Here is a 23,578-nt window from a genome sequence, read left to right on the forward strand (position 1 = left end):
TGTTTCGTATTCAAACGGGATTGATTGATGTGAAAAGGTGGTGTGGCGTTTCGGTGGTAGCGGTCTGGAGCGCATGCGCCCAGGCAGCCGTGCCGGCCTACGACTTTTCGATCCCGGCCAAACCGCTGCCTCAAGCACTGAGGGATTTCAGTCGGGTCACGGGGCAGGGCGTGATTTACACCCAGGATGCGCCCTACGCGGTCGATGCTCCTGCGTTGATCGGCTCATTCAGTGCGGAACAGGCATTACGCCTGCTCTTGAGTACGTCCGCCCTCACATTCCGCCGCGCCACCGACGACACCTTTACGCTGCAGTCCCCGCCAGCCGAGGGCGCGGTCACCCTTGGCGCGACGCAGATCGCCTCCACTCGCAGCACCGTTTACAGCTATCAGCCGCCCGCCGTGGCATCAGTGATGCGCAGCACAACCCCGTCGCTGGAAAGCCCGCAGGCGGTGAGTACCGTTCCTGCGCAGGTGCTGAGCGATCAGGCGCCGCGCAACCTCGACGATGCGCTGGCCAACGTGAGCGGCGTGACCCAGGGTAATACCCTCGGCAGCACCCAGGACACGTTGATGAAGCGCGGTTTTGGCGACAATCGTGACGGGTCGATCATGCGCGATGGCATGCCGGTGGTGCAGGGCCGCAACCTGAATGCCACGGCCGAACGCGTCGAAGTCCTCAAAGGGCCGGCGTCGCTGTTGTATGGCATTCAGGACCCGGGCGGGGTCATCAATGTGGTCAGCAAGCGCCCGCAGTTGCCGTCGGCCAACGCCCTGACGGCCCGAGGTTCAAGTTACGGTTCAGGCAAGAACGGCAGCGGCGCAGCGTTCGATAGCACCGGCGCCATTGATGGCGCTGAAGGGGCGTCGACCGGTCTGGCGTACCGCCTGATCGTTGACCACGAGGACGAAGATTACTGGCGCAATTACGGCGTGCACCGTGAATCGTTAGTGGCGCCGTCCCTTGCCTGGTATGGCGATGACACCGAAGTGCTTGCGTCCTACGAGCACCGGGAATTTCTCTCGCCGTTTGATCGCGGCACGGCAATCGACCCGCGCACCAACCGTCCGTTGAACATCCCCGCGACCCGCCGTCTGGACGAGCCCTTCAACAACATGGAAGGGCGCTCGGATCTGTATCGATTCGAGGTCGATCACAGCTTCGATGACACCTGGAAAGCCCACCTCGGTTACAGCTACAACCGTGAGACCTACGACGCCAGTCAGGTGCGGGTGACCGCCGTCAATCCGGCCACCGGCACACTGACCCGCTCCATCGACGGTACCGGCAACGCCCTCAGCACCGATCGCTTCACCACCCTGACCCTGAATGGCGATACCTCATTGGCCGGCATGCGGCATGAACTGCTGATCGGCGTCGACGACGAATACCGCAAAGTCGCGCGCGGTGAACTGATCCGCCAGAAAAGCCAAAGCACGTTCAGCTACGTGAATCCGGTGTATGGCCGGGAAGCGGAGGGCACTCAGGTCAGTGCGGCGGACAGCCATCAGCTCGACATCCTGCGCAGCGACTCGGTGTTTGCTCAGGACTCCGTGCACCTCAGCGATCGCTGGATTTTCGTCGCGGGCGCGCGTTATCAAGTGTTTGATCAACAGGCTGGTAAAGGCTCGCCGTTCACGCGAAACACCGATTTGAACGGGCAGAAGTGGATTCCCCGAGCCGGCCTTGTTTACCGCTACAGCGATGAGCTGTCGGTGTATGGGAGTTACACCGAGGCATTCAAGCCCAACTCCAGCATCGCCACGCTGGCGGGCGGCACCGTTCTGGATTCGGCGACGCTGCCCGAAGAATCAAAAGCGTGGGAGCTGGGCGCCAAGTGGGATTCTTCCGATGGCATAAGTGCGACACTGGCGCTGTTCGACATCAGAAAACGCAACGTGCTGGTGGCGAATTTTGACTCGGTGACAGCGAACACCGTGTACACCACGGCGGGTCAGGTGCGCTCGCGGGGGGTAGAACTTGACGTGAGCGGGCAGCTGTCAGAACGCTGGAGCCTGATTGGCGGTTACGCCTTCACCGACGCCTGGGTGGTTGAAGACCCGACCCTGAAAGGCAACCGCTTGCAGAACGTACCCCGGCACAGCGGGTCGGTTTCGGCGGTGTACGACTTTGGCGCCGTGCTGGGCGCGGATCGGCTGCGCGCGGGAGCAGGTGCCCATTATGTGGGCGAACGCGCGGGCAATCCGGACAATGATTTTGAGCTGCCCGGTTACACCGTCGCCGATGCCTTCGCGACTTACGAAACCCGTCTGGACGGGCAAAAAGTGAAGTTTCAGCTGAACGTGAAGAACCTGTTTGATCGCACCTATTACAGTTCGGCGGTGAGCCGTTACTTCGTGTCGCTGGGGGATTCGCGGCAGGTGGTCATGGCGACGACGCTGGAGTTTTAACGCGCCTCAAACGCAGCCCGGTACTCGCCCGCCGTTGCGCCGACTGACTGTTTGAAGCGGTTGCTGAAATGGCTGGCGCTGGCGAAGCCGCATTCAAGCGCAATCTCGCCCAACGGCTTGCGCGGTGAGCGCAGCAGTTCCCGTGCCCGGTTGAGGCGCCGGGCGAGCAGGTATTGATGGGGCGGCAGGCCGAAGCTTTCGCGGAACATCCGCGCGAAGTGGTATTCCGACAGCGCGCACATGCCCGCCAACTGGCCGAGGCTCAAGGGATCGGCAAGATTCTGCTCGATAAACTCCACCAACTGACGGCGCAAGTGTGGGGCCAACCCGCCCTTCAATCGCAACCCTTCGCGCAGTCCTACTTGGCGCAGGACCATGTGATCGAGCAGTTCATGGGCCAGGCTGCTGGTGAGCATGCGTTCGCCCGGCTCGCACCAGTCCATGCGGATCAGACGATGAAAGCGCTCGGCCTGCAGCGGATCGTCCAGAAACGTGTGCTCCTGCAACGCCAGCTGGCGCGGCTCGCGATCCAGCAGCGTGACGCAATTGAGGGCGAACTGTTCGGGGCTGATGTACAGATGCGCCAGACGGATTTCACCGTTTACTACCCAGGAAGATTGATGGCCGGCGGGCAGCGTGCAGATCTTGTCGGGAGCGCCTTTTCGGTCTGGCTGATCGCGGCGGAAGGTTCCGGTGCCGCCGTCGATGTAACACGACAGCGTGTGGTGCGTCGGCGCGTGATAGTTCTGTGCGTCATGGCGGTTGTTCCACAGGGCCGCCATCACTCCGTCGCCCAAGGGCGCGCACTTTTCCAGCTGCGCGTGGGGCGAGCTGTTCAGGGATTGAAAAACCTGGATGGTTTCGAGTGACGACATAGGGGCTCCTCTACGCCTCGCATCCTACTCCGAGCGCTGCCGCCTGCCAGCGGCGTGACGATCAAATGCGCAAGTTTCTGCAAGTGGGCGCCTCGGCGCGCCGCCAGACTGAGGCTTCACTGGGGAGCCTGACATGAACATCACGTTGTATCTGCTGACCGTTTTGATCTGGGGCACGACCTGGATTGCCTTGAAACTGCAAGTGGGCGAAGTCGCCATTCCAGTGTCGATCGTCTACCGCTTCGGCCTTGCGGCGCTGATCATCTTCGCGTTGTTGCTGGCGACCGGGAAACTGCAGAAGGTCAATCGTCGCGGCCAGCTCATCTGCCTGGCGCAAGGGCTGTGCCTGTTCTGCGTCAACTTCACGTGCTTCTACACCGCCAGCCAGTGGATCCCGACCGGTCTGGTGGCAGTGGTGTTTTCCACCGCGACACTGTGGAACGCCCTCAACGCCCGGATATTTTTCAAACAGAAAATCGCGCGCAACGTCGTGTTGGGCGGGACGCTGGGGCTGATGGGTCTGGCGTGCCTGTTCTGGCCGGAGTTGGCCGGGCACAGCGCCAGCCGCGAGACCTTGATCGGCCTGGCACTGACCCTGCTGGGCACGCTGTGTTTCTCGGCGGGCAACATGCTTTCCAGCCTGCAACAGAAGGCCGGTCTGCGTCCGCTGACCACCAACGCCTACGGCATGCTGTATGGCGCAACGATGCTGTGCGTGTATTGCGTGCTGAGCGGTACGCCGTTCGGTTTTGAGTGGAACGCGCGGTACATCGGCTCGTTGCTGTATCTGGTGGTGCCGGGGTCGGTGATTGGCTTTACGGCTTACCTCACCCTGGTCGGCCGCATGGGGCCGGAGCGCGCGGCGTATTGCACGGTGCTGTTTCCGGTGGTGGCGTTGAATGTGTCGGCGTTTGCCGAAGGCTACCAATGGACCGCCCCGGCGTTGATGGGGCTCATGCTAGTGATGGCCGGGAATGTGCTGGTGTTCAGGAAACCGAGGGTGGTTACGCCGGTGGGTGCGAAACTGGCCTGAGAGGCTGGCTGGCGCGGAGCGCCGGGAGCGGCATCCCCACGGGGGCCGTGTGAACGATCACGGACGGGCCTGAGAGCGTTGATCGTTCCCGCGCTCTGCGGGGGAATGCAGCCTGTGACGCTCCGCGTCATCCCCGCTGAAATGGCGCGGAGCGCCGGGAGCGCCATTCCCACGGGGACCGTGGGAATGATCATCAGAGCTGTGACACTCAGCCCTTCCACACCTGCGCATTCACCAAATCCTGCGGTTTCTCGCCGAGCAGCGCGGCGCGCAGGTTTGTGTAGGCGCGGTCGGCCATGGCCTGGCGGGTTTCGTCAGTCGCCGAACCGATGTGGGGCAGCGTCACCGCGTTGCTCAGGGCGAACAGCGGCGATTCAGACAGCGGCTCTTTCTCGTACACATCCAGCCCGGCGCCACGAATGGTGCCGTCCTGCAGCGCCTTGATCAGCGCCGGTTCGTCGACGATCGGGCCGCGGGCGATGTTTACCAGAATGGCGCTCTTTTTCATCAGTGACAGTTCGCGCGTGCTGATCATGTGCTGGGTCTTTTCGCTGAGCGGCACCACCAGACAGACGAAATCCGACTCGGCCAGCAGTTGGTCCAGCGTACGAAATTGCGCACCCAGTTCCTGCTCGAGGGCGGTCTTGCGGCTGTTGCCGCTGTACAGGATCGGCATGTTGAAACCCAGACGACCCCGTCGCGCGACCGCCGCGCCGATGTTCCCCATCCCCACGATGCCCAGCGTTTTGCCGTAGACATCGGTACCGAAATGCGGCGCCTCGATGCTGCGCTTCCAGTTGCCGGCCTTGGTGTAGGCGTCCAGTTCGGCGACGCGGCGGGCGCTGCTCATGATCAGCGAGAAGCCCAGATCGGCGGTGCTTTCCGTCAGCACGTCGGGGGTGTTGGTCAGCATGATGCCGCGTTCGGTGAGGTAGCCGACGTCGTAGTTGTCGTAGCCGACCGAAATGCTCGACACCACCTCCAGCTGCTTCGCGCTCTCCAACTGCTCGCGGCCCAGCGTGCGACCGGCGCCGATCATGCCGTGGCTGTGGGGCAGGGCTTCGTTGAACTGCTCGTTCAGATCACCCTTTTTCGGATCGGGGATGATCACGTTGAAGTCTTGCTGCAGGCGCTCGGCCATTTCCGGGGACACGCGGCTGAAGGCAAGGACGGTCTTTTTCATCGGATAGCTTCTCTCGGCAGGTCAGAAGGGCAATGCGTAGCACGCTAACATTCTTGCCGAGGGATTGGCAGGGTCACCGCCGTTGCGCGTGGATGATGACTAAACCGTCTCCGGCAACACATGGGTCTGAAGGTCCGCTTCATGGGCGGCCATGATTTCCGGCAGCGAGCCGCGCAGGTACTCGACCCAGGTTTTGATCTTCGCATCCAGGTACTGCCGCGACGGGTAGATCGCGTACAGGTTCAGCTCGTGGGACCGGTACTGCGGCAATACCCGCACCAGCGAGCCATTGCGCAAACCTTCGATCGCCGAGTAGATCGGCAGAATCCCGATGCCCATGCCGCTGCTGATCGCCGCCTGCATGGCGTCGGCCGAATTCACCAGAAACGGCGAGTTGCCGATGGTCACGGTTTCCTGACCTTCGGGGCCGTCGAAGGCCCATTTTTCCAGGGGGAACACCGGGCTGACCAGGCGCAGGCAGGCGTGATTGAGCAAGTCGGCCGGCCGGTGCGCCATGCCGAACGCCTTGATGTAGGCGGGCGAGGCGCAAACGATACTGTAGGTGATGCCCAGTCGCTGGGACACGAAGCCCGAGTCCGGCAGCTCGCTGGCGAGCACGATGGACACGTCGTACCCCTCTTCGAGCAGGTCGGGGACGCGGTTGGTCATGGTCAGGTCGAACGACACGTCCGGGTGATTGCGCCGATAGCGGGCAATCGCGTCGATAACGTAATGCTGGCCTACGCCGGTCATTGAATGGACTTTCAATTGTCCGGAAGGGCGCGCATGGGCGTCGCTCGCTTCGGCTTCTGCTTCTTCCACGTAGCCGAGGATCTGCTCGCAACGCAGCAGGTAACGCTTGCCCGCTTCGGTCAGGGCGATGCGTCGCGTGGTGCGGTTGAGGAGTCGGGTTTGCAGGTGGGCTTCGAGGTTGGAGACTGCGCGCGAAACGTTTGCGGTGGTGGTGTCCAGTTGAGCGGCGGCAGCGGTGAAGCTGCCCGCCTGCGCCACGCAAGTGAAGGCGCGCATGTTTTGCAGAGTGTCCATTGGCCGTTCTCAGGTGAGATAGCAAATTGTGACATGAAGTAACTGATCCATGTCAGCCATACCAAAGGATTATCTCCTGTTCGGTAACAAAGATTCGCAGAAGTCCCGGCTTATCGCCGGACTAGACGCCCCCTAGAATCGCCGCATCATCGATTCCCCCTCCATTAGGTAATTGCAGCAGTGCCGCGTCGTCTCGTCAGAGGGCTCAAGCCCCTCAGTGTGTGGGCTTTAACGTTACTCATCAGCGGCTGCATCGGAACTGGCGGAATCGCCCCACAAGGCACAGCGTTGTCGCCCGACGTGCTGGCCACCGACGACGCCATCAAGGCGGCCGACAAAGACGCCCACTGGCCGGCCGGTCAGTGGTGGCGCGCCTATGGCGACGACCAACTCAATCGCTGGATCGAACTGGCCGCGCTGGGCAGCCCCAGCCTGGCGATCGCCGCTGCGCGCGTGCGTCAGGCCAAGGCCATGGCGGGCATCGCGGAGTCGGCGGAATCCCTGCACATCTCCGGCGACAGCACCTTGAAACGGCACAACTGGCCGACGGATCAGTTCTACGGCCCGGGCGAGCTGTCGAACACCAGCACGTGGGATAACAACGCCTCGCTGGGCCTGAGTTATTCCCTTGATCTGTGGGGCCAGGAAAGCAATCACTCCGAACAGGCGCTGGACATGGCGCACATGAGTGCGGCCCAGGAGCGTCAGGCACAGCTGGAATTGCAGGACAACATCGTCCGCGCGTACATCCAGCTGTCGCTCACCTACGCCCAGCGCGATATCGCCGAAGCGACCCTCGCGCAACAGCAGCAGATCGTTGAACTGGCCCAGCGTCGCCTGAAAGGCGGCATCGGCACCCATTTCGAAGTCAGCCAGGCGCAAACCCCTTTGCCTGAAACCCAACGTCAGATTGACGCGCTGGATGAGGCCATTGCCCTGAGCCGCAATCAGATCGCCGCGCTGGCGGGCAAAGGCCCGGGCGAGGGCGCGAGTTTGCAGCGTCCGACGCTGTCGTTGAACGCGGCGTTGAAGTTGCCGTCGGCGCTGCCCGCCGAATTGCTGGGGCAGCGCCCGGATGTGGTCGCCAGTCGCTGGCGGGTGGCGGCGCAAGCGCGGGGCATTGATGTGGCCCATGCCGGGTTTTATCCGAACGTCGATCTGATGGGCAGCCTGGGTTACATGGCCACTGGCGGCGGCATGCTGGAATTCCTCGCCGGCAAGAAATTCAACTACAGCGTGGGCCCGGCGATCACCTTGCCGATCTTCGACGGCGGGCGTTTGCGTTCGGAACTGGACGTGGCGTCGGCGGGCTATGACGAAGCCGTCGCGCAGTACAACCAGACCCTGGTGATGGCGCTGAAGAGCATTTCCGATCAGCTGATTCGTCGCGAATCGATGGACAAGCAGCAAGCGTTCGCCGATCAATCGGTGGCCGCCGCGCAGAAAACCTACGACATCGCGATGGTTGCCTATACACGCGGCCTGACCGATTACCTCAATGTGCTCAACGCGCAGACGCTGTTGTTCCATCAGCAGCAGGTCCAGCAACACGTCCAGGCCGAACGCCTGACGGTGCACGCGCAATTGGTGGTGGCGCTGGGCGGCGGCTTGATGGCCGGCAATGACTCGCCTGCGCCGGAAAAGACCGCTGCCCCGAAAACGCCGGTGTCACTGGCGGTGTTTGATAAATGATGCGCTTCGGCAGGGCCTGGCGATGAACGCCGCTTTTAACTGGCTCAAATCCCTCGAATGGCGGCGCGGCCTTAATGATTGGGCGCGCAGCGATGGCGTGACGTGGATCTACATCGCCAAGGTGCTGACTGCGGCATTTTTGACCTATTGGATCGCCATGCGCCTGGAACTGCCGCAGCCGCGTACAGCCATGATCACCGTGTTCATCGTCATGCAGCCCCAGAGCGGTCAGGTGTTCGCCAAGAGTTTTTACCGCCTGCTTGGCACCGTCGCTGGTTCTGTGGTGATGGTCACGCTGATGGCGCTGTTCGCGCAAAACAGCGAGCTGTTCCTCGGCAGTCTGGCGATCTGGGTCGGCTTCTGCTGCGCCGGGGCCGCGCGCTATCGCAACTTCCGTGCCTATGGTTTTGTGCTGGCTGGCTACACCGCCGCAATGACCGGGTTGCCAGCGCTTGCTCACCCCGACACCTCGTTCATGGCAGCAATGTGGCGTGTCCTGGAAATTTCTCTGGGCATCGTCTGTTCGACATTGGTCAGCGCCGCGATCCTGCCGCAAAGCGCCGGCGCAGCGATGCGCAACACCTTGTACCAGCGCTTCGGGACCTTCGCCCAGTTCGTCATCACCGGCCTGCGCGGCGAGAGCGATCCGGCGTCGTTCGAAGCCAGCAATGTGCGCTTCATCGCCGATGCCGTCGGGCTCGAAGGCCTGCGCGCGGTCACGGTGTTCGAAGACCCGCACATGCGCCGCCGCAACGGTCGATTGAATCGCCTGAACAGCGAGTTCATGACCATCACCACGCGCTTCAACGCCTTGCATCAGTTGCTTGAGCGCTTGCGTCGGCGCGGCGTGACGCCGGCGGTGCAGGCCATCGAGCCCGGCCTGAAGTCGCTGACTGGATTGCTGGAGCCTTTCGCCGGGCGCGCGCTGACCAACGCCGACGCCGCGCTGCTCGCCAATCGGTTGAGCGTGTACAAGGCCGATTTGCCAGAACACGTGCGCAGCCTGCGCGCCGCGTTCGTCAAGACCGAGCCCGGCGATGAGGACCTGCTGGATTTCCACACCGCTTACGAGTTGCTGTATCGCTTCGTCGACGACATGCACGACTACGCCCAGACCCACGCGTCCCTGGCCGATCACCGCCATGTGCGGGAAAAGTGGGTCGAGCCGTTCGTGTCCACCACCAGTTGGCTGTCGTCGCTGGCGTCCGGCGTGCGCGCGACGTTCATCCTCGCGGTCATGTCGGTTTACTGGGTGGCCACGGCCTGGCCGAGCGGTGCGTCGATGACCCTCGTGTCCGCCGCCACGGTGGCGCTTTCCGCGACCACGCCGAACCCGAGGCGTATGTCGTTTCAGATGGCGTGCGGGACATTCCTGGGCGCCGTGCTGGGTTTTTTCATCACCTTTTTCGTGCTGCCGCGCATCGATGGTTTTCCGCTGTTGTGCATGGTGCTGGCGCCGGTGTTCGTGCTCGGCACCTTCCTGACCACACGGCCGCAGTGGGTCGGCTACGGACTGGGGCTATTGATTTTCTTCAGCATCGGTTCGGCGCCGGACAACCTCACGGTCTACAACCCCTATGCGTTCATCAATGACTACATCGCCATGGTCCTCGGCATGCTGCTGTGCGCGGCAGCGGGGGCGATCATTCTGCCGCCGAACAGTCGCTGGTTGTGGCAGCGGCTGGAAGGCAATCTACGCCAGCAAGTGAGTTTCGCCATCAGCGCGCCGCTGCGCGGGATTCGCTCCAGCTTCGAAAGCCGCACCCGTGACCTGATGCATCAGGCCTATGGCCTGGCCGCCGGCAAACCCGAGGTGCAGCGCAACCTGCTGCGCTGGATGTTCGTGGTACTGGAGATCGGCCACGCGATCATCGAGTTACGCCGCGAGCAGGACATCCTGCCGGTACACCCCAGCTACGCCGAATCGCAACCCTGGCGGCAGGCGATTCGCGCCATGGGCCGCTCGCTGATTCGTCTGTTCATCCAGCCTGATCGCCACAACCTGGCGCGCAGCCTGTCGGCCGTCGATCACGCCATCGTCTGCGTGCAGAGCACCGACGAGCCCTTCGCGCCGCACTTCGACACCTCGGCGTTGCGCCGGGTGAAAAGCTACCTGCACTTCATCCGCACCTGCCTGCTGGACCCGCAATCGCCGCTGGCAGGCGCCACTTCAGAGCAGGCATCTGTGGCCTCGCCGCAAGGACAACTCAATGCCTCGTGAACTCGCCTTCCACGGCGTTTACATGCCGACCGTGACCGTCATGTTTCTGGTGGCCATGGTGCTTTCCTGGGCGCTGGACCGCTTCATGTCCGGGCTCGACTTGTACCGTTTTTTCTGGCATCCGGCGCTGCTGCGTCTGAGCCTGTTCAGCTGCATTTTCGGCGCCATGGCGCTCACTGTTTACCGTTGAGGCACGTTGGTTGAGATGAAAAAGCTCTTCAGTCTGATCGCGACTTTGTTGATTCTGGCCCTGGCCATCTGGATCGGCCGGCTGCTGTGGATTCACTACATGGACACGCCGTGGACCCGCGACGGCCGGGTGCGCGCCGACGTGATCAACGTCGCTGCCGATGTCAGCGGTGTGGTGATGGATGTGCCGGTGAAGGACAACCAGCCGGTGAGAAAAGGTGACCTGCTGATGCAGATCGACCCTGAGCATTATCAGCTGGCGGTGAAGCAGGCCGAGGCGATGGTGGCGTCGCGCAAGGCGACGTGGGAGATGCGCAAGGTCAACGCCAATCGACGCAAAGACATGGACGCCCTGGTGATCTCCGCCGAGAGCCGCGAAGACGCCAGCAACGTCGCCACCTCTGCCCAGGCGGATTATCAACTGGCGGTCGCGCAGCTCGAAGCCGCGCAGTTGAACCTGCAGCGCACCAAGGTGCTGGCAGCGGTGGACGGCTACGTCACCAACCTCAACGTGCATCGCGGCGACTACGCGCGCATCGGCGAAGCGAAGATGGCCGTCGTCGACAGGAATTCGTTCTGGGTGTACGGCTTCTTCGAGGAGACCAAGTTGCCCCACGTCAGAGTTGGCGATCCGGCGGACATGCAGTTGATGAGCGGCGAAGTGATGAAGGGCCACGTCGAGAGCATCGCCCGCGCCATCTATGATCGTGACAATCCGGAGAGCCGCGAGCTGATTGCCGACGTCAACCCGACCTTCAACTGGGTGCGCCTGGCCCAGCGCGTGCCGGTACGCATTCATCTGGACCACGTGCCGGAAGGCGTTGTGCTGGCGGCGGGGATCACCTGCACGGTGATTGTGAATCCTGAGCAGGAAGGTTCGTTGCAGTAGCGCCTGGGATACATGGAGGCTGAACGTAAGCCTTCGCGAGCAAGGTGGCGCACCACCCCGGTTGCTCTCACAGGATCGGGGTGGACTCGGCATCTCTTACTAGCTCACAGCTTCGAGTGGACGCAGGACTTGTGGGAGCGAGCTTGCTCGCGAAGACTTCAGCCCGACAGCTAAAAATGCTGCGGATGTACTGGCCCCTTCGCGAGCAAGCTCGCTCCCACAAGTCTTGCATCGACCTCAGGTTAGTACGCGCCTGAGTGGGCTTGCTGTGGCAGCTAAGCCTTCTTATCCAGCTTGAATCGCTTGCTCAGAATCCATTCGAGCAGTGCCTTGGGCAGCAAATGTTCCATGAGTGGCAGCGCGCGGCTGCCGTTGCCGGATCGCAGCAAGCGCGGGGGATGACGGCGTTGCACGGCGGTAAGCACGTCGCGGGCGAACTCGGCGGCGGGTGTCGGATTGCCCTGTGACGCATTGGCTCTGGCGCGGATGCCTTCACGCCACGGCCACCACGGCGAATGTTCGTAAATCACCTGCTCGGCCTCGTGGCTGGCGTTTTGCGCGAATCGGGTGTCGATAGCGCCTGGCTGCACTTCCATCACGCGGATGCCGAAAGGCGCCAGTTCCATGCGCAGCGCATCGGTCATGGCATGGACGGCGGACTTGGACGCGCAATACGCACCCGCGAACGGCGTCACCAGCACGCCCGACACGCTGCCGATATTGACCACCAATCCCTTGTTGCGGCGCAGCGAAGGAAACAGCGCGCGCGTCACGCCGACCACGGAAAATACGTTGGTTTCGAATTGCCTGCGCAGGGCCTCGACACCGCCATCCAGCAGCGGGCCTATGCCGCCGTAGCCTGCGTTGTTGATCAGCACGTCGAGCCCTTTGCCCTGTTGATCCAGCTCGGAGACGAGTCGATCAATCGCAGCGTTGTCATTGACGTCCAGCGTGACAGCGCGAAAACCTGCAGCGGTCAGTGCTTCCACATCCGCCGGCTTGCGTGCGGTTGTCCAGACTTCATGGCCTGCCGCTTTGAAGGCATCCGCCATGGCGCGGCCGATGCCGCTGGAACACCCGGTGATCAACACCACAGACATGGTTCAGTCCTTGAAAAAAGAGAGGAGCGGCGCTCAGCCGGAGAAGGTGCCTTGCAAGCGTTCGGCACGAAACTCCAGGGTTTGCGGCCGATAACCCGGACGCAGCGGCGGCATCGGCAAGCAATCTTGCCACTGGCTGCCAGGCAACAAATCGCCCGGCCCGCGATACCGCGGCGCGGTGTAGGTGTCCTCGGCCAGGTTGACGGTATCGCCCGGCGCGTAGGCCGCGATTTTCCAGCGCAGTTCAGTCAGCGAAACCTTATTGCCGTTATCGATCAGTACCAGCAACGGGCGACCTGTCGGGCATTGCTGCGGCATATAGTTCACGCGCAGTTGCAGACGCTCCAGGCGCTGCTCATCGCGGCTGTCTTCCCAGACCACAAACGCGGCCACCACGCCCAATCCGACCGCTGCTGCCAAGGAAACGGGCAGGGCTCTGGAGGGGTAGCGCAAAAGCAGGACCAGCCAGGTGAACAGGAGTACGGCGCCGAAAATCATCGTGTCGATCTCGCGATTGCAGATGCGGGCATCGTACCGAAAGGGGAGGGGGTTGGGCTAATGGATATGGCTCAACCCGAACCGCCCAGCGCAACCGTCCAGCCGGACCGGCGGTCAGTCAGAAGTCCGGAGCCACACTAGTCTTACGGTATTCCTGCAACGGATTGCACTGGTCATGGCTCATTCCTGCCCGCTACATACCCATACTCCGACACTCACGGTAATAGAGCCGCGCAGGCTGCCGGTTCGTACGGTGTCCTTTTATCGGGCTCAAACGGATGTGCCCATGACCGCGCGGGTTGACCGCCTTGGCTATGACCCCGCAGGAAGGCAAACGGCGCGTTGGGACCCACGACTATGGGCTGCCGCCGATCTGGCATCGGACGCGACGAGCAATGTGAGTGTGGTGTTCTCGCTCAGCGGGGAGCGGCTGCTTTACGAGAGCGTCGATGCGGGGTGGCGCCTTCAATCAGTGGGGGAAGGTGGGCAGCGTGACGGGGGCTGGGACGGACGCGGAATGGTTCAGCGGGTCGACTACGACCAGCAGCTGCGGCCGATCGCCTTATTTGAAAAACAGTGCGTACGGGACGGTACGGCACGAACCTGCGTCGAGCGCTTGAGCTATGGAGGGCCTGATGACCATCACGCCAACCAATGCAATCAACTAGTCAGGCATTACGATCCGGCCGGCTCGCTGTGCAATACGTCGTTCGATATAAACCGGAATTCGCGCTCGCAGGTGCGGCGTTTTCTCAATGATCCGAACATGTCCAGTTGGCCTGACTCCGACGAAGCTTGCGACCAGCTTCTGGAACCCGGAGACGGCGCCGGGATGGCCTGGCGATTCGCTCCCACAGGCGAAATGTTCGAACAACGCGATGCCATGGGAAACACCCGGTTTTTTGCCCAGACGGTCGCCGGGCTGCTCAAGCAAACCCGCTTGCAGCTAGCCGGCCTGCCAGCGGAAACGCTGGTGGGCGATATTCAATACGACGCTTTCAATCACGCGGTTTCAGAAACAGCCGGAAATGGCGTCGTCACCTCTTCGGCGTATTCAACACAAAACGCTCGTCTGGTGAACGTTCAGTCGACGCTTCCCGGTGGCGAAAGACTGCAGGATCTGCATTACGCCTACGATCCGGTCGGCAACGTGATCAGCATTGAAGATGCTTCGCTCCCTCAAAGCCATTTCATCAATCAGCTCACCAAGCCCATCAGCACATTCACGTACGACACGCTGTATCAGCTTGTCGAGGCCACCGGTCGGGAGCTGGCGTCGGTCAATCGAGGCCCGGATTGTGCAGTGTTTCAATCGCCGATCGACCCCTCCCGACTGACGAATTACCGGCAGAACTACGAATACGATGCGGGCGGCAATTTGCTCAAGCGCAGTCACGTTGGCGTGCAAATTCATTCGCAAAGGCTGGCGGCGGCCCAAGGTAGCAACCGGTGTCTGGCTCAACTGACTGACACGCCGCCAACTGACGCCGAGATTGCTGCCGCATTCGATGCCAACGGTAATTTGCAGCGGCTGGAGCCCGGGCAAAACATTGAGTGGAACCCGCGTAACCAGTTGCGCAGGGTAACCCTGGTGGCCAGGCCCTCGGGACTGGATGACCGTGAGGTTTACGTCTATGACGCAACCGGCCTGCGTGTGCGCAAGATTCGGACTGTTCAGGCTAAAAACGTCGTCCATTTGAACGACGTACGTTATCTGCCGGGCCTGGAAATCCGCACCAATAGCGCGACTGGCGAAACGCTGCACGTCATCACCGCTCCTGGCGGACGCAACGCGGTGCGGGTTTTGCACTGGGTAGAGGGCAAGCCGGAGACGATAGACAACGATCAGATGCGTTACACGCTGAGTGATCACTTGGGGTCAAGCCTGGTGGAGCTGGATCAGCAATGCCTGTTGATCAGTCAGGAAAGTTATTACCCCTTTGGAGGCACAGCCTGGTGGGCCGGCCGATGCCAAATTGAAGCGCACTACAAAACCGTGCGTTATTCAGGAAAAGAACGGGACGCGACCGGGCTTTACTACTATGGCCTGCGGTATTACGCACCGTGGCTGATGCGCTGGATCAATCCGGATCCGACGGGTGAACAAGGCGGGGTCAATCTGTTTTGCTTTTGCAGTAACTCACCGATCCGCTATCGCGACTCCCAAGGCGCAGCCCCTTACGATGTTCCCCAGGTCGTGGTGGTCGCCGCAGGAATGGGGGATTTCAGCCCTGGACAGCTGGCGAAAATGAGGCAGGCGCTGGACGCTGCACGTTATCTGGTGGCTGGAACGCGTGATCAACTTCGCGAAGTGTCACCCAGCCAGGATGTAGTCAAAGCGTTCGACGCGACGTTTGGTGAACTGCCGGCACCTATTCGCGCTGAAACGAAAGAGGCCGTAGCAGAAAGCCTCGACAGTTATTTGAACCTCTTAACAGCATTCGGTGAGCCGCACGCGGATCTTGAGATCGAGCTTTTTGACGGTCCATCCATGCTTATGGGACGTACTTCATTTGCGGGAGAGTTCCAGGATGTTGTCCAGAGCTTTGGCGTTTCACGCCCCCATCTTGAACAGGATCATGTGCTTGAAGTTGCCTGGACGTTGATCCATGAAACTACCCATGCAGTCAATTTCACCGTTGATACCCATTATTACAAGCACCCGAAACTTGAGGCCGATGCTACCACTAAGGCTGTGCGAGCCTGGAGCAAACAAATAAGAAAATCCTTGTCGCGAGTTGTCAAATCAGGTCCTTCCGAGAGGCGTGGCACTGCTCCTGTTTACGAGACCAGCATGCAAGGGTTAACAGATGATGCGGCTAACCGGCATCAACGCAGGGCCACCTTTGTGGGCAATGGAGGCGTGAGATCCTCGCTGTTACAGATGAATGCAGACACTTTTCCCGCATTGGTCAACGCAACCCGGTTTCCTGAAAGATGGTTGCGCAAGCAGGACTGACAAATGCAGATCAAGACCGGAGTCGCTCGACGCGCGCTCCGAGCAGTCATGTCAGGCCGGTGCAGCGGATCATCACTGGATGGGCGTGGAAATCGACGGCGGGTTAAGTACGATCAGTTGCTGCGCTCACGGGCGATATTCGAAGGCGACGGCACTGACGCGTCGTGCATCGAACGCCTGAGTTACGGCGGACCTCTTGCCGCAGGATGCGCGCTGTTGAATCCGGTATATGCGTATGCGGCCTGCCAACCGTCATAGCACGCGCGCTGATTCGTCGCGCACAGGATTCGAGCATGCCTGACATAGGCACCTGCAACAGTCTCTGTTAGAAAAAAGCCGGTGCGATAAGTGGCGGCGCAGCGCGGCTTTAATAGGGCTAATTACGTCTATCGTTTTTTATTAGACTACCGTATAGGCTTCCGAAAAAGCTGTCTCGGACACAATGGGCTCAGAGCCAGCGCCATTGACCAAGTAATAGAGGTTGGCGCGTACTTTAACTTTTTCGCCGCTCTTGAAAAAACTCACGAGCTCGACCTTCTTATCAATAACCTTACCAGGGAGATAGGGCGCCCGGCCAGCATCAGGCCCAGCGTCTCTCTCATTTCTGAAAGAAAAATCAATTTGATACGGACTTGAAATTTCTAATTTAGTTAAATCAAAAAAAACGGTTACAGGTTTGCCAATGACTATCTTTCCTTCCGTTAGGGAAGGGGTCGGAAGAATAGCCGTCGAGTCGAATGGAAATTCGTTCTTTGAATCGGATGAATGTTTCATGATCATTCCTTGAAAGTGAAGGGTAAATACTGCACCGCCACACTAAAACAATCCATTCATCCTGAGTACTGTCATCAATGACAGTAGGTCATAACATGTCGCAATAAGAATTTTCAATAAAGGCGGATTCGGAAATAAACCCGGAGCAAAGCGTTCATCGGGGTTGTGCTGCTTTCCTACGATTAAAAAAGCCCCCGAAAACCCTCTGCGGATGGGGAATACGCAGAGGATTGACGGGGGCTAGTACTACGGGGTGAAGCGGTATTAACGCGCGATGGTCTGGGTCTTCACGCCGGCTTCGATGCCTGGGGTGGAGCGGCCGTAGACGTCTTCGAAACGTTCGATGTCATCTTCGCCCAGGTAGCTGCCCGACTGGACTTCGATGATTTCCAACGGGATCTTGCCTGGGTTGCGCAGGCGGTGAACCGAGGCGATCGGGATGTAGGTCGACTGGTTCTCGGTCAGCAGGAACACGTTGTCGTCGCAGGTGACCTGAGCGGTACCCGATACAACAATCCAGTGCTCAGCGCGGTGGTGGTGCATCTGCAGCGACAGGCTGGCGCCCGGCTTGACGGAGATGCGCTTGACCTGGAAACGGCCGCCCATGTCCACGGAGTCGTACGAGCCCCACGGGCGATAGACTTCGAGGTGGTTCTGGGTTTCGCTGCGGCCTTGCTCGTTCAGCGTGTTGACCAGTTGCTTGACGCCCTGAACCTTGTCTTTGTGCACGATCATCATGGCGTCTTTGGTTTCGACGACAACGATGTTGTCCAGGCCGATCACGGTCACCAGTTTGCCGTTGCCCTGGATCATGCAGTTGCGGCTGTCCTGAATAACGACATCGCCTTTGGCAACGTTGCCGTTCTCGTCTTTGGCGTGCACGTCCCACAGGGACGACCAGCAGCCGACATCGCTCCAGCCCGCATCAAGCGGTACGACGCACGCGCGCTGGGTTTTTTCCATGACGGCGTAGTCGATGGAGTTGTCCGGGCAGCAGGCAAAGCTTGCCTCGTCCAGGGAGATGCTGTCGCCTTCGTGTTTGCTGCGCTCAAGGGTCAGCAGGCAGTTGTCGTAGATGTCCGGATCGTGCTTTTTCAGCTCTTCCAGATAACGGCTGGCGCGGAACAGGAACATGCCGCTGTTCCAGTAGTAACCGCCGGCCTGGACGAATTCCTGGGCGCGTTGTTCATCAGGCTTTTCAACGAACTGCTGCACGCGGCTGACGCCTTCTGGCAGCAGGGCATCGGCGGTGGACTTAATGTAGCCGTAGCCGGTTTCAGGCTTGGTCGCCGGAATACCGAACAGCACCATTTCGCCGCGTTCTGCAGCGACGGTGGCCAGGGCCAGTGCACGTTGCAGGGCTTTCTGATCGTCGATCACGTGGTCGGCTGGCAGTACCAGCATCAGCTCGTCGCGACCTTCATTGGCCAGCATCATCGCGGCGATGGCGACAGCAGGCGCGGTGTTGCGACCAAACGGTTCCATGATCACGGCCTGAGTTTCCAGACCCAATGCACCGAGCTGCTCGGTGACGATGAAGCGATGGTCCTTGTTGCACACCACAACCGGGTGCTGCATGCCGTCAAACTGCAGACGCTCGACGGTCTGTTGGAACAGGGTGTGTTCGCCGGTCAGCGCCAGGAACTGTTTTGGAAACTGTTTACGCGAAAGAGGCCAGAGTCGGGAACCGCTACCACCTGACAAGATCACTGGAATCATTTTGTTTCTCCGTTAAGCAAAAATCGTTCGAATGGGCTGTAGGTCTTTTCGGTCTTTCTGGTTTTTGTCTTGCATCGCCCGGCGTCCTCCTGGCTGTCTGCTTGCTCCGCAGTGCCTGACGCCGAACGCTTAATCCCGTAAATCCGTGGCAGCGCGCTTGCGATCAAGCGCGCGCCTGAGGCCTCTCGGCCAGATTCAACTGTGTGTTACTGAGTGCCCGTCGGACGCTTGACCCAGACTGGCGACAGGCTGCTGCCGCTGCCAGTGACATACAGAACGGCAGCTTCACCGCGCTCCAGTGCAACCGGCTTCAGGTCGGCGACTTTCTTCTCGCCGTCAAACAGCGCGAAGCTGACTTTGACCGGGTTGATTTCACGCTCGCCGGTGCCCTTGGCAGACACAGCCTTGACCACGTCGGTCTTGCCATCAGCCGTTTTCAGGGTCAGCGCCTTGTCGCTCAGGTTCTGGACGCGAACCAGGGACTTCTGCTTGTTCTTGAACGGCGGCTCTTCTACCAGCTGCGGCGCGCCCGAGGTATTGTTGACGATGGTGTAGTAGTGATCGCTGGCCAGTTTCACCGGCAGCGACTGGCTGCCGACTTTGGCGGTGTAGTCGCCCTGTGGCATGAAGCCGAAGTCACTGCTGGCCAATGGGCCGATTTCGTTGAGGCTGGTGTTGCCAACGCTGGCGGAGATTTCGCTGCTGCTGGCGTTGTAAACACGCACGAAGGTCGAGCCTTTTGGTGCGGTCGGGCCATACAGGGCGGCGTCGCCACCGGCGAATGCGGAAAGGGAGACGAAGCCCAGGCTCGCGGCCAGTACGCAGGTTTTCAGCAGGTTGGTTTTGCTCGAACGAACTGGCATTGGGTTCTGCGAAGTCATAGTCAAAGAGTCCTCTCAGTTTTGCGCCCGGGTGGGCGACTTGGAGTTGTTGGCGTTGTCCGCCAGATTCTGTTGGGGGTCACGGGCCTTTTTGAGTTCAGCGATCCACTGTGGGTCGAACTCGGTCAGGTCGTTGTGAGCGGGCAGGTAGCGTTCCGGGAATTCCCAGATCAGCACCTGCGGCGGGCTGCTCTTGAAGGCGTCGGTCTGCAGATACTTGAGCATCGGCAGGATCGGGCCATGGCCGTCTTCGGCGTAATTCACGACGTCTGCGTGCAGGGCCTGTTTCAGCGCACCGGCGAAGTTCCAGTTGGGGTTGGCGCTGTAGCTGGTGCCGACCAGACCCACCGCAACCGAATTGTCTGCGAACAGGGCATCACCGCTTTCGGCGTCAGCCTGGGCCGGGTTGGTGCTGCGCTGCTGCAGGTCATCCGGCTTGGGCAGCAGGTTGGTGAACAGCGGGTCCAGCGGCAGGAAGTTGGTCAGATCGCCCTTGTAGGGTTCGGTCGACTTGGCTTCGGTGACGAAGTTCTGCGGTTCAACGTTCAGCGGCGCTTGCTTGCTGATCACGTCACCCAACTGCTGGGCGACAATTTCGGCGCCCATTGGCGTCCAGTGAGTGTCGGTGCGCAGGAATACCTGGCCCTTCTCCTTGGCGCCCTGCAGCGGCGTCAGCAGATCAGGGGCGAGGATGCCAGCCTGATTCACCTGAGCATGAAACTGCTGATACAGATCGGTGTGCAGCGTGGCCGGTTTGTTGTCACCGACGTGCTCCGGGTATAGACGGGTCTTGGCCGGGATAATCGCCAGTACCAATTGCGTGCCTTGCTTTTTCAGGGTGTCACGCACGCCCTGAATGATCGCCAGGTTGTCGGCTTCGTTCTGCTCGCTGTTGGCAACGGCGTCGAACTCTTCGTCGGTGTACAGCCACTGGTCTTTGCCCAGGATCACGCCCGGACGACCTTCGTTGAACACCTTGTAGTCCAGCGCCGCCCAGAGGTTGGTGCCCAGGCGCTTGATCGGGAATTCTTCGTCGTAATGGGTTTCCACCGCTTTGGTCCAGTGGCCATTGAGCACGGTGGTTTCTTTCGACGTCGAGAAACCGATGAAGCTGCGCAGCGACCACAGGCCCAGCACCAGCAGAATTGCCAGGAACAGGAAGATGTAGAGGAAACGTAATGAACGGGTCATGTCAGGCTCCTCAGAACTGGAAGTAAAGGAACGGCGAAAAACTGGCCGCCGAGAGTTTCAGTATTGAGGCAACGAACATCAGCAGGATCAGGGCGCGCATGGCATAGCGCGACCAGTCGACGGTCCAGTAGGCAGGCTGAACCTGCGCTTCGGTGCCGACGATGTAACCCGGTTGATGAATGCTGCCTGGCTTGTCGCCCGGCACGGCCTTGATCAGGCCTGGCTCGGCAGCGGCAGGGCCATCGGCCTGCACGGCTTTGTCAGTCGGCTTGGCCGGGGCGCGGTTGCGGTAGAAGTCACGCAGGCCGAAGAAGGCCAGAGTGATGTACGCCACGACCAGGGTTGCCACTTGCAGGCCGGTGAGGCTGGCACGGTTGAGTTCCGACAGACCGAGATCGCCGAAGCTGAACATGGCGCCATACATACGAGCGGCAACGTGCAGGTTTTCCGAGCGGAAGATGACCCAGCCCATGACCACCAGCAGGAAGGTGAACGCCCAGCGAACGACGTTGAACGTGCGCGGTGCCGTGTTCAGGCCGATGGCCTTCTCGATCGCCAGCCACACACCGTGCCAGGCACCCCAGACGATGTAAGTGATGTTGGCGCCGTGCCACAAACCGCCCAGCAACATGGTCAGGAACAGGTTGCGGTAGGTCGCGACCTTGCCGCCACGGTTGCCGCCCAGCGTGATGTACAGATAGTCACGCAGCCAGGTCGAGAGGCTGATGTGCCAGCGACGCCAGAACTCGGTGATCGACTGACTGATGTAAGGCTGTTTGAAGTTTTCCATGAAGCGGAAACCCATCATCAGACCCAGGCCGATGGCCATGTCGCTGTAGCCGGAGAAGTCGAAGTACAACTGAGCGGTGTACGCCAGCGCGCCAAGCCATGCGTCACCCGTCGTCGGATTCTGGAGGGCGAAGCAATGATCGGCGACCACTGCCAGCGTGTCGGCAATGAAGACTTTCTTGATGAAACCCTGCATGAACCGCGTGCAGCCTTCGGAGAACTTGTCGAGGGTGTGCGTGCGGTTGTTGAACTGATCAACCAGGTCGCGGAAGCGCAATACCGGCCCTGCAATCAGGTGCGGGAAGATCGCCACGAACGCTGCGAAGTCGATAAGGTTGCGCGTTGCCGGCGTGTCGCCACGGTAGACGTCGATGATGTAGCTGATGGACTCGAAGATGTAGAACGAGATACCGATCGGCAGCAACACATGGGTGAGGATGAACGGCTCAAGGCCGATCGACGTCATCATTGCGTTGATGCTGTCCACGCCGAAGTTGGCGTACTTGAAGTAGCCAAGAATGCCCAGGTCGACCACCACGCCGAGCAGCAGCCAGCGCTGTGCGGGTTTGGTTCTGACCCCGGCGGCGCCTACGCGCAGGCCGATCCAGTAGTTCCACAGCGTCACACCTGCGAACAGTGCCAGGAAATCCACTCGCCACCACGCGTAGAACACGTAGCTGGCGACCAGCAGCAGCAGGTTGCGATAGCGTTGCCCGCTCAGGTAGTACAAGCCGAGAAACACCGGCAAGAACAGGAACAGGAACACGTTGGATGAGAAAACCATCCTTTATCTCTCCATTTGTCCAACATCAAGGGCCGGAGCCCCCCCAAACCCCCCACGAAAAGTGGAGGGGTGAAACATGTTCGGTTTAACCCGGAACTACCCTGTGGGAGCGAGCCTACTCGCAAATAAATGGGTGCCTCTCATGGCCCCTTCGCGATCAAGCTCGCTCCCACTTCAGCCTCTGCTGCTCTTACGAACCACCCTTGTCGCCCTTGTCACCCTTGTCGTGCGTTGGGTCATAAGTGCGGGTCAGGTCGCCGCCGAGGCGGAAGTTCTTGAACGGTTGCATCTTGTGTTTCTGCTCAAGGACATCCGGGCCGCAGTCGTACAGCGAGCAGTACGGTTCAAGCCAGGCGAATTTCATGTCGGTTTTCAGGTCCGTCATGTCCTGCTTTTCGCCATCGCGGGCGGCGAATTCACTGCCTGAGTTCTTCACGCCAGCCAGCACTCGATCACCCAGACGCTTGAGGGCGCCGTTGTTTTCCTGACGCAGATCGACACCGTTGGCCTGGGCGAAACTCGCGATCATGGCCAAAGGCGGAAGTGCGTAGTTGTGGTACGCCAGCGCACGCTGTTTGCGCTTGAGCTCGTTCGGCAGGAACCCTTGCGGATCGACCTGATTGGCGCCGATCTTGAATTCCTTCACCGCCCAATCGAACAGGTCCTGGCGATTGGTCGCGACTGCCGTGGACATCACGGCCCAGGCCGCCCAGTACGAGTGGTTGTTAGTCTTGTCGAGCGGCAGATTGTTCCAGTCGCTGACGACGTGATCCGCCAGTTTGCTGAACCAGGCTTCAATCACCTGCGCTTCCTGCTGGCGGGTGGCCAAAGGATGCGATTCGGAGAACTTCAGGCGCAGGTAGGCGGACGACATGCTGCCCAGTGCCCATTTGCGCATCGACTTGCCGGTGTGGTTGAAGTCGGTGGATTCCAGCGCATCGGCTTTGGCCCAGGTGGTCAGCATGTTGAGCGCGCAATCGAGCTGCTCCGGACGACCGTCGCGCATGTACTGCATCACCACTTTGCTGGTGGCGCGCTCCATGCTCGTGATGTCTTTGGTCGCGTCACGGAAGGCCTGGTCCGAAACCATGTTCAGCGTGGCGCGGGCCTTGTCCGAGCCTTCGTATTTGCTGCGAAACTGCAGCGGGCCGGTATAGGGTTGCGGGATCGAGTCACAGCTGAACTTGCCCTGGCCCGTCTTGAATTTCTCGACACCTTCGTAGTAGCCCTGCGGCGGCACGAGTGTCGATGCAGCGCTGGCGCCTGTGGCGAACAGCGCCGAAGACATCATCGCCAGCGACAGAAGGGTAGGGAGCATCAGTTTTGGAGTGTGCATAAGAGCC

Annotated in this window: 18 protein-coding genes; 7 read left to right on the forward strand and 11 right to left on the reverse strand. The window is 60.5% G+C overall.

The genetic code is table 11. The annotated features are described in order from the left end of the window. Positions 1 to 53 precede the first annotated feature (53 nt). Positions 54 to 2,411 carry a TonB-dependent siderophore receptor gene (locus tag AC3ISG_RS03925; protein WP_489299452.1) on the forward strand — a complete coding sequence of 786 codons (2,358 nt, stop codon included), beginning with the start codon at positions 54 to 56 and terminating at the stop codon, positions 2,409 to 2,411. Here the strand turns inward: AC3ISG_RS03925 and AC3ISG_RS03930 are convergent. After that, complete coding sequence (locus tag AC3ISG_RS03930) at positions 2,408 to 3,286, reverse strand: helix-turn-helix domain-containing protein (RefSeq protein ID WP_489298556.1); 879 nt, start codon at positions 3,284 to 3,286, stop codon at positions 2,408 to 2,410. The two genes, AC3ISG_RS03925 and AC3ISG_RS03930, sit on opposite strands and share 4 nt — an antisense overlap. Positions 3,287 to 3,419: 133 nt before the next feature. On the opposite strand from AC3ISG_RS03930, the gene AC3ISG_RS03935 reads away from it, so the two are divergent. After that, on the forward strand, positions 3,420 to 4,319 hold the full coding sequence (locus tag AC3ISG_RS03935; protein ID WP_489298557.1) for a DMT family transporter: 900 nt from the start codon (positions 3,420 to 3,422) through the stop codon (positions 4,317 to 4,319). A gap of 208 nt (positions 4,320 to 4,527) precedes the next feature. Here AC3ISG_RS03935 and AC3ISG_RS03940 read toward each other — a convergent pair whose 3' ends face one another. Then, the gene (locus AC3ISG_RS03940; protein WP_205486763.1) at positions 4,528 to 5,502 is read right to left on the reverse strand and encodes a 2-hydroxyacid dehydrogenase; all 975 of its coding nucleotides are present in this window, start codon (positions 5,500 to 5,502) and stop codon (positions 4,528 to 4,530) included. A gap of 99 nt (positions 5,503 to 5,601) precedes the next feature. Further along, positions 5,602 to 6,549, reverse strand: coding sequence for a LysR family transcriptional regulator (locus tag AC3ISG_RS03945; protein ID WP_122535312.1), 948 nt, complete (start codon positions 6,547 to 6,549; stop codon positions 5,602 to 5,604). Positions 6,550 to 6,729: 180 nt separating this feature from the next. Between AC3ISG_RS03945 and AC3ISG_RS03950 the strand changes: the two genes are divergently transcribed. The 4 genes from AC3ISG_RS03950 to AC3ISG_RS03965 are packed head-to-tail and all read left to right on the forward strand — an operon-like array spanning position 6,730 to position 11,540. Beyond that, positions 6,730 to 8,241, forward strand: coding sequence for an efflux transporter outer membrane subunit (locus AC3ISG_RS03950; RefSeq protein WP_489298558.1), 1,512 nt, complete (start codon positions 6,730 to 6,732; stop codon positions 8,239 to 8,241). A 22-nt stretch (positions 8,242 to 8,263) separates the two neighbouring features. Then, positions 8,264 to 10,462 carry an FUSC family protein gene (locus AC3ISG_RS03955; protein ID WP_489298559.1) on the forward strand — a complete coding sequence of 733 codons (2,199 nt, stop codon included), beginning with the start codon at positions 8,264 to 8,266 and terminating at the stop codon, positions 10,460 to 10,462. After that, positions 10,452 to 10,652, forward strand: a complete 201-nt coding sequence (locus AC3ISG_RS03960) for a DUF1656 domain-containing protein (protein WP_065991906.1) — start codon at positions 10,452 to 10,454, stop codon at positions 10,650 to 10,652. Before AC3ISG_RS03955 ends, AC3ISG_RS03960 begins: the two co-directional genes overlap by 11 nt. 15 nt (positions 10,653 to 10,667) lie before the next feature. Further along, a complete protein-coding gene (locus AC3ISG_RS03965; RefSeq protein ID WP_489298560.1) occupies positions 10,668 to 11,540 on the forward strand; it encodes an efflux RND transporter periplasmic adaptor subunit in 873 nt (290 codons plus the stop codon). Between the two features lie 275 nt (positions 11,541 to 11,815). On the opposite strand, the gene AC3ISG_RS03970 is transcribed toward AC3ISG_RS03965, so the two are convergent. Next, positions 11,816 to 12,640: an SDR family oxidoreductase gene (locus tag AC3ISG_RS03970; RefSeq protein ID WP_489298561.1), complete on the reverse strand. Its 825-nt coding sequence runs from the start codon at positions 12,638 to 12,640 to the stop codon at positions 11,816 to 11,818. Positions 12,641 to 12,673: 33 nt separating this feature from the next. Next, a complete protein-coding gene (locus tag AC3ISG_RS03975) occupies positions 12,674 to 13,138 on the reverse strand; it encodes a multidrug transporter (RefSeq protein ID WP_122535835.1) in 465 nt (154 codons plus the stop codon). A 286-nt stretch (positions 13,139 to 13,424) separates the two neighbouring features. Here AC3ISG_RS03975 and AC3ISG_RS03980 point away from each other — a divergent pair, with 286 nt between their 5' ends. Next, positions 13,425 to 16,097, forward strand: a complete 2,673-nt coding sequence (locus tag AC3ISG_RS03980) for an RHS repeat domain-containing protein (RefSeq protein WP_489298562.1) — start codon at positions 13,425 to 13,427, stop codon at positions 16,095 to 16,097. A gap of 399 nt (positions 16,098 to 16,496) precedes the next feature. Here AC3ISG_RS03980 and AC3ISG_RS03985 read toward each other — a convergent pair whose 3' ends face one another. The 6 genes from AC3ISG_RS03985 to AC3ISG_RS04010 form a co-directional block, all read right to left on the reverse strand. Beyond that, positions 16,497 to 16,871 carry a hypothetical protein gene (locus tag AC3ISG_RS03985; RefSeq protein WP_489298563.1) on the reverse strand — a complete coding sequence of 125 codons (375 nt, stop codon included), beginning with the start codon at positions 16,869 to 16,871 and terminating at the stop codon, positions 16,497 to 16,499. A gap of 264 nt (positions 16,872 to 17,135) precedes the next feature. Continuing rightward, positions 17,136 to 18,590 carry a mannose-1-phosphate guanylyltransferase/mannose-6-phosphate isomerase gene (locus tag AC3ISG_RS03990; RefSeq protein WP_122535838.1) on the reverse strand — a complete coding sequence of 485 codons (1,455 nt, stop codon included), beginning with the start codon at positions 18,588 to 18,590 and terminating at the stop codon, positions 17,136 to 17,138. Between the two features lie 206 nt (positions 18,591 to 18,796). Beyond that, entirely contained in the window at positions 18,797 to 19,453 is a 657-nt protein-coding gene (locus AC3ISG_RS03995) for an alginate O-acetyltransferase AlgF (protein ID WP_122536132.1), read from the reverse strand. A 33-nt stretch (positions 19,454 to 19,486) separates the two neighbouring features. Beyond that, a complete protein-coding gene (locus tag AC3ISG_RS04000; protein WP_272630331.1) occupies positions 19,487 to 20,662 on the reverse strand; it encodes an alginate O-acetyltransferase in 1,176 nt (391 codons plus the stop codon). A gap of 10 nt (positions 20,663 to 20,672) precedes the next feature. Next, positions 20,673 to 22,235, reverse strand: coding sequence for an MBOAT family O-acyltransferase (locus tag AC3ISG_RS04005; protein ID WP_122535840.1), 1,563 nt, complete (start codon positions 22,233 to 22,235; stop codon positions 20,673 to 20,675). A gap of 190 nt (positions 22,236 to 22,425) precedes the next feature. Further along, entirely contained in the window at positions 22,426 to 23,571 is a 1,146-nt protein-coding gene (locus tag AC3ISG_RS04010) for a mannuronate-specific alginate lyase (RefSeq protein ID WP_122536133.1), read from the reverse strand. Positions 23,572 to 23,578: the final 7 nt, after the last annotated feature.

It is taken from the genome of Pseudomonas sp. GL_135, from assembly GCF_057834665.1.